The sequence below is a fragment of the Bacillus sp. SD088 genome (assembly GCF_017355205.1).
Classification (GTDB): domain Bacteria; phylum Bacillota; class Bacilli; order Bacillales; family Bacillaceae_C; genus Lederbergia.
The window spans coordinates 19,973-32,562 of the sequence record NZ_JADIJK010000040.1 but is presented as its reverse complement, the minus strand read 5'-3'; the positions used below and the strand labels follow the sequence as shown (position 1 = coordinate 32,562).

The window sequence follows — 12,590 nt, the reverse complement described above, 5'->3', positions numbered from 1 at the left end:
CACTCCTTAAGGGGGGGTATAAAATTTAATCCTTATCCTTATAGTTGAAACCCCTTACAATGATGATACACGAAAATAATCCATTTATTAAGGGGGCTTTATTGTATGAAAAAGATTTGGAGCATTTGCCTTATAATGATCGCTTTTTTAGGAGTAGTTGCAGGTTGTTCAAGCGGAGCGGCAAACGGAGAAAATTCAGATGCCAATTCCTCTAAAAACGACGAAAAGGTTAGTTTGAAAATGGCTGTCTTTCCGGATGATGAGGCTACATTTGAAAACGTATATGAAGAATTTACTAAAGATCATCCTAATATTGAGATTACCTTTGAGTCCTTTCCACAACAACAGTTTTACGAAAAAATTCGAATGCAATTATCAGGAGGGGAAGGCTACGATTTATTTACGGGACAAATGGATCAAATGATCGATACAGGTTTACTTGCTTCACTCGATGAGTATATCAAAGAAGCGGATGTTGATGTATCAGGCTATGGCACATTATATGACACATATAAGCATGAGGATGAGGTAAAAAGTTTACCCTATCGTAAATCGAACACAATGCTTTACTATAATAAGACTTTATTTGATGAACAGGGTGTCGATTATCCGAGTGATGACATGACATGGGATGAATTCCGTGAATTGGCAAAAGAATTAACAAATGGTAGTGGAGATAAGAAAGTATATGGTGCATTTATTCAACCGTGGCCGCAATTATGGTATATGAGTGCCGTCCAATCAGGGGCATCCATTATTGATAAAGATTTGACTCCCTTTACTGCTTCTTTACAATTGCGACTTGATATGGAGAATGATGGGTCGATTATGAAATGGTCGGAACAAGTGACATCAGGTGCACATTATAATGCAGCCTTTCAGAAGGGAAATGTTGCGATGAATATTATCGGTGACTGGCATGTTTCACAACTTCGTGAAGCAGAAGAGGAGGGTGATATTAACTTTGATTGGGATGTTGTCCCAGTTCCGCATCCAGAGGGAGTAGAAAAAAATACAACAACCGCCTTGCCAGTGACGATCATGATGAATAATAACACAAAATATCCAAAAGAAGCATTTGAATTTTTACGTTATGCAACAGGGAAAGAAGGAGCAATTCAATTCGCAAGTGATGGGTACTTAACAGGATATATGAATGATGAGGTAAAGGAAGCATACATGGGTGATGGATCACAAAAACCAAAGAATCTTCACTATTTCTTAGAGGCGAAGGAATACTCCGAGTATCCGATGCTACAAGGAGTTAAGAATATAGTAGTTGAACAAATATTCAAGCAAGAAGGAGAACTAGCTTTAATTGGTGAGCAATCAGTAGAAGAAGCGATTGAAAATATTACGAAACGGGTGGAAACCGATTGGGCTAGTAAATATGGGGATGAATAATTTAACTCCATAAGAGGTGGCTGGGACATAATTAGCTGAGGAAATATGTAGATTCCTGTGGGAAGTGAGAGTTTGGCAAGACCTCGGAAGACGAAGCCTGAGGAGGCTTGCCACTCGTCCTCGGAAAGCGAAATATATTTCTGAAGCGAATATATGCATCCTAGTAGTTCGGTTTTTTCTTTAGGGAAAATCCTTACGTCCCAGTCTCTTATATTTTTAAAGGAAAGGGCTGTAACAACATGAAGCGATCAAAAAAAACAAAATCAAAGATGGTGAGACGAAATCGATTGGTTGCCTATACATTTCTCCTGCCAAATATTATTGGCTTCTTACTCTTTATCCTTATTCCTGTTATTGCTTCCTTTATGATGAGCTTTACCTCCTGGAATGGTTTTGGAAATATTGAGTTTATTGGATTGGATAATTATAAAAACTTATTACAGGATACGAATTTTAAAGTTTCTTTTGTTAATAGTATTCTCTTCACATTAATTTCTGTGCCTGTCACGATATTTTTATCGATCCTTATTGCAGTAGCATTAAATAAAGGAATTCGTTTTGTAAAGGTATTTCGAACAGCAGTATTTTTACCATATGTAACGGCAACTATTGCTGTTGCTGCCGTATGGCAACTTATCTTCAACCCTTCGATGGGGCCAATAAATAGCTTTCTCATAACAATCGGAATTGATCCCCCTCCAGGATGGCTTTCCTCTCCAAGTTGGGCATTGGTCTCTGTCTCAATTGTTTATATATGGCATTCGGTTGGATATTATATGGTTCTATTCTTGGCAGGATTACAAGGGATACCGAACCATTTATATGAAGCAGCAGAATTAGATGGGGCTGGTGCCATTTCTAAACTTTTTCATGTAACGATCCCGATGCTTGCACCAGTTTTGTTTTTCACTAGCATTATTGGTGTGATCAATTCCTTTAAAGTATTTGATCTTATATATGTTTTGACAGGAGGAGGGCCAGGTAGGTCCACGCATGTACTTGTGTATGATATTTACAACACAGCCTTTAAGCAATTCGAATATGGATATGCCTCATCAATGGCTTATGTATTATTCTTACTCATTATCTTAATTTCCTTTGTCCAATCCAAGATACAGAAAAATGGGCTCAATTAATAATCGAAACAATGATAAAAATCAAGAAAGGAGTTGGAGTTTTTAATGGAGATTCCTAGTAAAACTTCAAGCTGCACACCTATAGAAAAAGCAAGAAAACTAAAAATCGGCCAAATAATTAAATATGTAGTGATCATAATCGTCTCATTAATGATGATTTTACCATTTATTTGGATGTTATCGGCCTCCCTCAAAACAGAAGCGGAAATCTTTGGATTCCCTATTAAATGGATTCCTGAGACCTTTCAATGGAGCAATTATAAAAAGGTATGGACACAGGTACCATTCCATTTATATTACTTAAATACATTGAAGATTGCTGTAGTGACAACCATTTTACTTGTTATAAATAGCTCACTTGCAGGATACGCTTTTGCGAAAATTAAGTTTCCGGAAAGCAAACGCTTATTTGTTATCTATCTAGCCACGATGATGATTCCTTACCAAGTTATGATGATTCCTCAATTTATGCTGATGAAAGAACTAGGACTTGTTAATTCGCATTGGGCACTGATTTTACTTGGCTCATTTAATCCATTTGGCGTATTCTTATTCAGGCAATTTTTCTTATCAGTTCCAGATGAATTATTAGAAGCTGCTAGGATTGATGGACTCAATGATTTTGGAATTTATTGGAGAATTATTATGCCGTTATCAAAGCCGGCGATTGCGACACTCGTGATATTCACCTTCATGCATGCTTGGAATGATTTTCTTGGACCGTTGATTTACTTAACATCCGATCATTTATATACATTGCAGCTTGGTATTCAGCACTTTATTACTGAATATAACACGGAATACGCATTACTAATGGCTGCTGCTGTTTCCGCAATTATTCCAACTATTATTGTCTACTTCCTAGCACAAGATCACTTCGTGGAAGGGGTCGCCAATACAGGGATTAAATAATGGAAGGAGGGGAAATCCCAATGAAAAAGAAACCTAATCTTATTTATATATTTGCCGATCAATGGCGGCGCCAAGCTGTGGGGTATGAGAAGGAGGATCCTGTTTACACACCAAATATAGATGCATTTGCCGAAGAAAGTACTGTATTTACTGATGCTGTATCGGTTTGCCCTTTATGTTCACCACATCGAAGTTCTTTATTAACAGGCAAATATCCGATTAGTACAGGGGTATATACAAATTGTAAAGTGGGGGCTGATGTTATGCTTAATCCTGAAGAGGTTTGTATAAGTGATGTTCTTGCGGCATCAGGTTATAAGAACGGATATATAGGGAAATGGCATTTGGATCTATCTGAACTCAATCATACAGAAAAACCTAAGTCCTGTGCAAAAGGATGGGATGCATTTACACCACCAGGTCCTAAACGCCATCAATTTCACAATTGGTATTCATATGGGGCTTGGGATGAGCATTTGTCCCCGCATTACTGGCGTAATAGCCCAGAGAAAATTAAGGTGAACCAATGGTCTGTAGAACATGAAACAGATCGCGCGATTGAATTTATTAAAAATAGAAATGAAGATAATCCTTTTGCATTATTTGTTTCATGGAATCCTCCTCATAGTCCCTTTGAGCAAGTTCCTGAAAAATATCGAAACCTTTATGAGGGAAAAGATTTGCCATTGCGGCAAAATGTGCAATCATCCTTTATGATTCACACGGGAGAAGAGGTGGCTGGCGGGATAACGGAATTAAGAGAAAACCAACTAAACTATTTTGCGGCTGTGTCGGGTATTGATGAACAGTTTGGTCGTATTTTACAGACATTAAGGAAAGAAAAATTAGAGGAAGAGACGATAGTTGTACTAACTTCAGACCATGGCGAAATGATGGGGTCACATGGGTTGATGGCTAAGCATGTATGGTATGAAGAATCGATTGGTATTCCTTTTGCTATACGTTGGCCGCAGATCATCCCGCAAGCAAAATCGAATGTATTACTTAATACAGTCGATATTATGCCAACTTTACTGGGATTACTACAAATTGACATTCCAACATCTGTAGAAGGCAAGGATTTATCAAAGTGGATTCTTCATGCTGAAAATGGAGGACCAGAAGAGGCTTTTATTTGTGCATATCCTGGGCGAGTACAAGCTATTCAACAGTTTCAGGATGCTGGGTTAGACAATCGGGCATATGGTTGGAGAGCCATTCGTACACATAAATACACTTATGTCATACATCACGGTTATGCGCCAAATCAAGAAAGCATTCGGTTATTATACAGTCTAAAAGATGATCCACTGCAACTGGCTTCAAAATATATTGAGGATCCGCAAGCACATCCAATTGCGGGAATATTGGAGGGAAAATTAAAAAAATGGCTTATAAAAGTTGAAGATCCATTTTTACTATAAATTAGGGAGGGGGAGAGGATGGGCCTTGTTGATAGTAAAATTTATAAGAGTCTAGAGTTTATTATGACATTTTTTGTATTAAATTTGATTTGGCTCATAATGTGTTTACCCATTTTCACAATTTTCCCTGCTACAACTGCCATGTTTGGTGTCGTTCGTGAATGGAAAAGGCATGGGGACACACCAGTGTTGGCAACATTTTTTCGTATTTTAAAAGAGAACTTTATCCAGAGCTTTATCGTTGGTAGTCTATGGACGGGGTTTGCCATATTACTCTTAGTCGATTTCATGTTTACGAACCAGCTTACCAGTGATATAAAATATCTTTTATTTACTTTCTTCTTTGGATTAACGTTATTCTTTATATTGAGCACAGTTGTTATTTTTCCTGTACTTGCACATTATAAGGTAACCGCCATTACAGCAATAAAAAATGCCTTAATCCTATCTATTAGGTATTTGCCAAATACATTACTATCCCTTGTAGTACTATGCATCATTATCGCATTGTGTTTTTATTTCCCAGCAGCAACATTGTTAGCTTTTAGCATTGGTGCCTATCTAATTTATAGTATTGCTGAACTTGTATTTAAAAAAATTGGGAGGATGGGAGTTTCCAATAGACTAAGACATCAATTTTCAAGAAATTCGTAGCATGATGAAGGGGTTATACCTTTAGACGTTTGAAACAGGAAATCTGCTGGGAGAGATTGCTAAGATTGATCATATCTTGTGGCAACGCTAACATAATAGTATGTATTGTGTTAGCATTGCCATAGAAGGATATTCTCAGCAGCTGCTCATTCATAAAAAGAGTTTTTTAAGCATTTATAAATGAAGCATCAATCCATCATAAGCTACTTGAATTCCGTATGGTGTGAAGGCCTTTACAAAATCATCGTGCAAAAAACCTGAATTATGAGAGAAGTGAGTAACGATGATTTGTCCATTCTCTTCAAGCATTTCTTCCTGTTCAAAAGTATTCTGTACTTCTAAGATCGTCTCGATACACATATGATTACGGCTACGCTTAGTTCCATTAAAGCTACCTGTACAATCCAGAATGGCCAAATCGATTTTCTTCCCTTTTAACCACTCCCATGTTTCTTCAGGAAACCAACCTGTGTCATTCCCATACAGGACTTTTTTACCGTCTTTTTCTATATAATAAAGCAAGCATGTTTCCATTTGATCATGGTCCGCTAAAAGGGGCGTGATCTTTGCCGTTTGTGTTTCAAATTCTTTAAAGGGCAGGACGCGATGATAGGAGAAACGTTTGTCCTTTTGAGATGCTGGTAAGGTTTGTAGAAGACCTTGCATAGCTAGATCATTCCCATATATTTGCAACGGGTGGTCAATTCCATGGGCAAAATCTTCAATCCGATTAAACAAATCCCCTGGTTGAAAATGATCATAATGCGTATGAGTAAACAACAAATCCTTAACTAAAGACAAGTCTATCCCATGATAAACAGCATGATAAAAAAAGTCTGGCGGAAAATCCACCTTTAACACATCATCAAAAATGACGGATGTACGAGAACGAATATTGCGCCCACCTAGCTTTCTTGCTTTTTGACAAGGCTCACATAAGCAAAATGGGTTTGGAAACCCTTCCGCCGCTGCAGTGCCTAAGAAATGTACCTTCATAACCAATCACTCCTTTTTAATTACCAAAATCATAAGCTGAAAAGACATGGATTTAGAAATTACTAATTATTACATAGTTTCCTAGTATTGTAATAGTTTAGGAAAGAATTTGCAAAGGGATCTTGCCTACATTATAATTCTTTGTTGTTTAACTGATCACTTGTTTTAGGGAAATGCACATAGCGAAATACCCTCTATGACAAGGGATTATCCTATCACAGAGGGCTATGCTCACATCAAGTTTATAAAATTACGACCATTTCTTAATCAATGTATTTGCGTTCGCCTTAAGTATGTTATATGCATTCTCAGAAATCACCTTGTTATCTTTTTGATATTCTAGTAATTGCTCAAAGCTTTTCATATGTTTGACAATCTTATCAACTGCTCCTTGTTGTTCGAAATGATCGACCCCTGTTAAATGGATATCTAAGGCACGGGCAGCTGTATCATCCGTAATTTTACCTTCTTCCTTGAATCGTTCAACGAGTTCCTTCATGATAGCGGCGCTTGAAGCTACTTCATCTGCCTTATACATGGTTAAATAATCTAAATTCACATTACCAATAGAATCACTGTCAATCCGATAACTGATTACATTTGTTCCTTCTTTTAAGTTTAAGCGTTCAGACGTCGTAAACCATTCATCCCAGCTAATTGCTGTTTTATCTGGTGCAATTGTTTTTTCATGTGTACCATTTACATATACATTGATTTCCGCTCTTGAGGGGAGCTGGGTCGTAGGATAATTTGTTGATTCCCCATCCACTTCTACACCATAAGCATAGCTTACACCTACTATATAATCACCGTCTTCTCTAGCTTTTACTACAAAACTTGCCTCTGCACCAGGTGTCTCCGGTAAGTTAATATAGCCAGCTCCTTGGTAATTGGCATGGCTATTTTCTTTAGTAATATCACCATAAAGAATGGCATCCTCTGCTTGGTACATATCACCTTGACCTAAATCACCAGACGGTAATATCTGCCATTCATCTGGTGAAATTGGCTCATCAAAATCAGGAGTTCCGTCTTCATTCCAACCGAATTTCTTCAAATTGACTTGACGCCACCCATTATCTTGCGTGTCCTTATATACACGTGTGTGGTAAATCATCCAATCTTCCGTTCCGTCAGCCGATTTTATAAATCCGGCTCTGGCAGGACCAGACACATCGTTAGTGGAAACAAAGACATCGCTTGTACGGTTCCAAGAATCCTGGTTAAGGAAGTCTTTGTCTGTATTCATATAATAAGATAAACGATAGTCGTCTGTGGCAAAAGCGCCATCTGATACTGTAATAAACACTTTTCCATCTTTTTGTAACACCCGAGGGCCTTCCCCGCCGCCTCCTATAATAGTGCGATCTGCTGTAATTGTATAAGGGTTATCCATTGGAGCAATTGCGGGACCTTCTGGTTCTCCGGTACCTAAAGTACCCCAAACAGCGTATAGTTGCTCATTATATTCAAATACTGTAAAGTCATTTGCTTGTTTATATTCCCCATTTTTACCAGTATATAGGGCTCCTTTGTCCACATATTCCCCCTGTGGATCATCAGTAACAGATTCTAAAACGGTTGCCATATGTCTATATTCATAATCTTTTAAGTCGGCACAGTAATAGATATACCATTTGCCATCAAAGAAAAATATCTCGGGGGCAAAAATACGAGTTTGTGTTCCTTGTGAATCAAATACCATTACCTTTTCTCCTTGATCTGTTAGTGTACGAGATTTGGACACATAAATTTTGTTGTTAGAGTCTAAGTTGCTAGAAGATACAAAATAATAATATCCGTCTTTATAAGTTACAAATGGATCCTGCCCCTGATATAAAGGATTGTTAAATTTGTCATGTACAGAAGAATTTTGGACTCCCATTTCTTTCATAAAATTGGTGCGAGCCATTGATCCTGCCTCAATCGTTTCTATTAATAATTCTGCTTTCTCCCAATCATCGAGCTCTTTATCATCGACCGTTTCTAGCAATTCATTCATAGTCTCTTTTGCTGCCAGTAAGTTGTTTAATACACCTGCTTTTACCTTGTCTGCAAAGTTTTCCGTCAAATAATCGCCTTTCTGAATTTCTGCAAGTAAATCATCTTTTTTAGTCGTTATAACATGATCTGCTGGCAAATAAAGTGCTGATTCTGGAACTACCTCCCTTTCCTGATTTGCACTTTCCCATTCTAAAAGAAGCCATGCAGCACCCCAGCCTTGCAAATATTCAATCTTGATATCATAATGTTTTCCTGCTTCCAAAAAAACGGGGGGACTAACCTGTGGGACTTCCCATTTTTGCTCCCAAAAGTCAATAATCATTTCTTCATCAATCCACAGTCTAAAACCATCATCCCCGATCATATGAAAGGTATAATCGTCTGTATATCGCGGTACTATGGTGCCCGTAAATCGTGCCGTATTATAATCAGGTGTTCCAGAAAATTGCTTGAAAATACTTGTAAAGGAACTGCCATTTAAATTTCCGATTGCTTTTTTTCCCCGAAAATCATCAAAGTTAAATACAGTAATGTCTTCTCGATCATTTGGGTTTGGTTCATTTTTAAAGAATTCACCTAACAACCCCTGACTATCCATAGTTGTTTCTACAGCATAAACATCTTTAGGTACATTAACCATACCTGCAATTAGAATGATTCCCATAAGTATTCCTATTACTTTTTTCACAATTATTCCTCCCTTATAAAATTGATTTTCGACTATCGCATAGATAGCTCCTCCTTCTCCACTTGTTGTTATATTTAAAAATTAACATAATTTGCAAAATATATATTTGTAATTTTTAGCTATTTTTTACGATCTTTTATGTAATTCGTTGAGACTTCAAAACAGAAAACGGAAATTTACAAAAGATTGAGTTTTTTTATAAATACTTCTTGTATCTTTTTTATTAAACTTAGAAACAGTTAGTTTAAATTTTAAAAAGGGGAGAATAAGATGAAAAAAACAAATAGGCTTATGTTCATCCTGTTTGCATCATTAACACTATTGTTCTTACTTGCCGCTTGTGGACAAGAAAGCTCTAGTAAGGAGGAAACTGAAACAACTGGAAATGATACAGAGGAGAATGGAACTCCAGATAAAATTGTTGTAGGCTTTTCTCAAGTTGGTGCAGAAAGTGGATGGAGAACAGCAGAAACAGAATCTATTAAAGAAACTTTAGGAAATAGTGATGAATTCGAATTGAAATTCTCAGATGGACAACAAAAACAAGAAAACCAAATCAAAGCACTCAGAAGCTTTATAGCACAGAAGGTTGATGTCATTGCTTTAGCACCGGTAGTTGAATCTGGTTGGGAAACGGTTCTAACAGAGGCTAAAGACGCTGAGATCCCGGTCGTCCTCTTGGATCGTGGGATTGAGGTGGAAGATGAAAGTTTGTATACAAGCTTTATTGGTTCTGATTTTGTCCTTGAAGGTGAAAATGCTGCTGAAGAGTTAATCAATCTTATTGGGGAAGAAGTAGAAACAAATATTGTTGAGCTTCAAGGCACGGTCGGTGCAAGTTCAGCAAATGATCGTATGGAAGGTTTTAAAAATGTGATTGATCAAAACGATAACTATAAAATTATTAAATCCCAAACGGGCGATTTTACACGTTCAAACGGTAAAGAAGTAATGGAAGCATTCTTAAAATCTGATGGTGATAACATTGACGCTGTTTATGCACATAACGATGATATGGCACTGGGGGCAATTCAGGCAATTGAAGAATATGGCTTAAAGCCTGGTGAAGATATTAAAATTGTATCAGTTGACGGAATTGGAGATATTTTTGAAGCTGTTGCTGAAGGAAAGTCCAATATTATTGTAGAATGTAACCCATTACTTGGACCACAGCTTGCTCAAGCTGCTAAAGATCTAATGGCTGGAAAAGAAATTGAAAGATGGATCAAAACGGAAGAAACGGTCTTTGTAGGGGCGGAAGAAGCGAAAGCCGCATTACCTGATCGACAATATTAGATAGTGAAATAAAGGGTATCGAGATTGTAACATACAGTCTCGATTTCTTGTCGTTTCGGAAATTATGAATCGTAGCGTGAAAAGTTGTATGATGTCGCGTTTGAGTCTGCCGTCAGGACGTCGTCTGCATAATAATCTGTTCCAATGAAAGGAAAAGGACATCTTTCTTTGGAACAGATTCTTGCTTGGCGCCTTGCGCTTTTGTTCTGTTTAAATAGCTTGTATAATTGGTTTATTGTGGAAAAATTAGGAAAATATGCAAACTCATTGTTAATTAAAGGGGAGAAAAAAATCAATGTGACTAGATTACGAAATTACTTCAATAATAAAAGTATTCGTTTTAAACTTCTGTTTTACTTCTTTATTATCATTATTTTGTGTGTTTCTACATTAAGTATAATTGGGGGGAAAACGTATAAAGAATCTTTGGAAGAAGAGGCTAACTTGCATACGGTGCAGATGATTGATCAAGTATGGAACAATATTGATATGTTAATTCAGGAAAACGATAATATTATGGATTATATAACTAATGACAAAGAAGTAGCACAATTTATGGAACGATCAGCACCTTCTGAGAAAAGTGTAAGTATTATCAAGGAGAAAATTAGTATTTACAAGCAAAAACATCCCGAAATTGCGGGGATATTACTTGTTAATCAGTATGATAAGCTTGTAAGCAATGAAATATTACGTGTTTCTAGGGATCCACTTACAGAGGAATCATGGTACAAAAAAGCAATACAATCCCCCGAAGATATTCAACTTATTAGTAATCCAATTGGCAGAAATATAAAGAATAAAGTGAATTATCAAATGAACTACGTTTTATCACTAGTAAAGGCCGTAAAGAACCCTGAAACAAATCAAGTAACAGGTGTTATCTTAATGGATTTAAAATTGGATTTTATAAAAAACGTGATTGAATCGATAAAAATTGGAAACAGTGGCTTCATATTTATAACTGATAAAGAGGGTGAGGTTGTTTATGCTCCAGTGAACTCCATTGTATACCGCATACATCCAAGTTTACTATATGAGGAAAATTCACCACCCATTGAGAAAAATATTAATGATGATAAGTATCAAATTATTTATAATACTATCCCAGATATAGGTTGGAAAGTTGTTGGGGTGTTTTCATTAAATGAAACGACAAAAGTTGTAACTGAGGTTCAACACTTTACGATTGTAATCGCTATCATTACACTTGCTATGGCTTCGCTTGTATCTGTGTTTTTTGCAAATATGATTACCAAACCGCTTAATAAGCTTAAAACATTAATGGGAAATGTGGAAGAAGGCCGTTTTGATGTTCGTTTTAACTCAAAATACAATGATGAGGTTGGGCAACTTGGTAACAGCTATAACAAAATGGTTCAAGAAATAGATAGGTTAATCCAATTGCTATATGTTAAAGAAAAAAGTAAAAGGGAGGAGGAGTTAAAAGTTTTACAAGCTCAAATTCAACCGCATTTTCTTTATAACACACTAGATACAATCCAGTGGATGGCACATGAATATAAAGCTCCTAAAATTGCAGAGTTGGTAAACTCTTTAACAACTCTATTTCGGATTGGGCTCAATAAAGGAAAGGAATTTATCAGTATTAGAGAGGAATTAGAGCATGTTAGAAGCTATTTGACTATTCAAATGACCAGATATGAATCTAAATTAGAATATGATATTAAAGCGAATGAAGAAGTTAAAGACTATCAGGTTCTTAAATTAATTCTACAGCCACTAGTAGAAAATTCAATATATCATGGTATCCGCAATAAAAGGGGGAAAGGAAAGATAACGATTACTGTAACTCAACAGGAGGAAAATCTTATCCTATGTGTGATTGACACGGGCAAAGGAATAAAAGAAGAAACGGTAAAGCAGTTAAACGATTCGCTTAAAAAGTTAGAAACAACAGATAGAAAGGGTTATGGTCTTCATAATGTCAATGAGAGAATAAAACTATCCTATGATGAGAGATATGGAATAGAAGTTTTTAGTGAGTATGAGCATGGAACAAAGATCCAGGTGGTACTTCCCATTAGACGTGTGTAAAGCATATTGAATACGAGG

9 protein-coding genes are annotated in these 12,590 nt (G+C 36.6%); 7 read left to right on the top strand and 2 right to left on the bottom strand.

Annotation, left to right across the window (positions count from 1 at the left end):
* Positions 1-105 precede the first annotated feature (105 nt).
* The 5 genes from IPU53_RS22995 to IPU53_RS22975 all read left to right on the top strand — a co-directional run bounded on the left by IPU53_RS22995 (position 106) and on the right by IPU53_RS22975 (position 5,530).
* Positions 106-1,404 (top strand): ABC transporter substrate-binding protein, encoded by a 1,299-nt coding sequence (locus tag IPU53_RS22995; protein ID WP_207453589.1) that lies wholly within the window; start codon positions 106-108, stop codon positions 1,402-1,404.
* 239 nt (positions 1,405-1,643) lie between these two features.
* Positions 1,644-2,540 (top strand): carbohydrate ABC transporter permease, encoded by an 897-nt coding sequence (locus IPU53_RS22990; protein WP_207453587.1) that lies wholly within the window; start codon positions 1,644-1,646, stop codon positions 2,538-2,540.
* Positions 2,541-2,585: 45 nt separating this feature from the next.
* Positions 2,586-3,452 carry a carbohydrate ABC transporter permease gene (locus IPU53_RS22985; RefSeq protein WP_207453584.1) on the top strand — a complete coding sequence of 289 codons (867 nt, stop codon included), beginning with the start codon at positions 2,586-2,588 and terminating at the stop codon, positions 3,450-3,452.
* A 20-nt stretch (positions 3,453-3,472) separates the two neighbouring features.
* Entirely contained in the window at positions 3,473-4,876 is a 1,404-nt protein-coding gene (locus IPU53_RS22980; protein WP_207453582.1) for a sulfatase family protein, read from the top strand.
* Positions 4,877-4,894: 18 nt separating this feature from the next.
* Entirely contained in the window at positions 4,895-5,530 is a 636-nt protein-coding gene (locus tag IPU53_RS22975; protein ID WP_207453580.1) for a YesL family protein, read from the top strand.
* Positions 5,531-5,704: 174 nt separating this feature from the next.
* Here IPU53_RS22975 and IPU53_RS22970 read toward each other — a convergent pair whose 3' ends face one another.
* Both IPU53_RS22970 and IPU53_RS22965 read right to left on the bottom strand, forming a co-directional pair.
* On the bottom strand, positions 5,705-6,526 hold the full coding sequence (locus IPU53_RS22970) for an MBL fold metallo-hydrolase (protein WP_207453578.1): 822 nt from the start codon (positions 6,524-6,526) through the stop codon (positions 5,705-5,707).
* 250 nt (positions 6,527-6,776) lie between these two features.
* Complete coding sequence (locus IPU53_RS22965) at positions 6,777-9,218, bottom strand: family 43 glycosylhydrolase (RefSeq protein ID WP_207453576.1); 2,442 nt, start codon at positions 9,216-9,218, stop codon at positions 6,777-6,779.
* Positions 9,219-9,488: 270 nt separating this feature from the next.
* On the opposite strand from IPU53_RS22965, the gene IPU53_RS22960 reads away from it, so the two are divergent.
* Together IPU53_RS22960 and IPU53_RS22955 are read left to right on the top strand one after the other, a co-directional pair.
* Entirely contained in the window at positions 9,489-10,514 is a 1,026-nt protein-coding gene (locus IPU53_RS22960) for an ABC transporter substrate-binding protein (protein ID WP_207453574.1), read from the top strand.
* A gap of 168 nt (positions 10,515-10,682) precedes the next feature.
* Positions 10,683-12,572, top strand: coding sequence for a sensor histidine kinase (locus IPU53_RS22955; protein WP_207453572.1), 1,890 nt, complete (start codon positions 10,683-10,685; stop codon positions 12,570-12,572).
* Positions 12,573-12,590 lie beyond the last annotated feature (18 nt).

Coding starts and splice junctions, on each gene's coding strand:
- IPU53_RS22990 (WP_207453587.1), top strand. CDS start 1,644: ATGAAGCGATCAAAAAAAACAAAATCAAAGATGGTGAGACGAAATCGA.
- IPU53_RS22985 (WP_207453584.1), top strand. CDS start 2,586: ATGGAGATTCCTAGTAAAACTTCAAGCTGCACACCTATAGAAAAAGCA.
- IPU53_RS22960 (WP_207453574.1), top strand. CDS start 9,489: ATGAAAAAAACAAATAGGCTTATGTTCATCCTGTTTGCATCATTAACA.
- IPU53_RS22980 (WP_207453582.1), top strand. CDS start 3,473: ATGAAAAAGAAACCTAATCTTATTTATATATTTGCCGATCAATGGCGG.
- IPU53_RS22975 (WP_207453580.1), top strand. CDS start 4,895: ATGGGCCTTGTTGATAGTAAAATTTATAAGAGTCTAGAGTTTATTATG.
- IPU53_RS22970 (WP_207453578.1), bottom strand. CDS start 6,526: ATGAAGGTACATTTCTTAGGCACTGCAGCGGCGGAAGGGTTTCCAAAC.
- IPU53_RS22995 (WP_207453589.1), top strand. CDS start 106: ATGAAAAAGATTTGGAGCATTTGCCTTATAATGATCGCTTTTTTAGGA.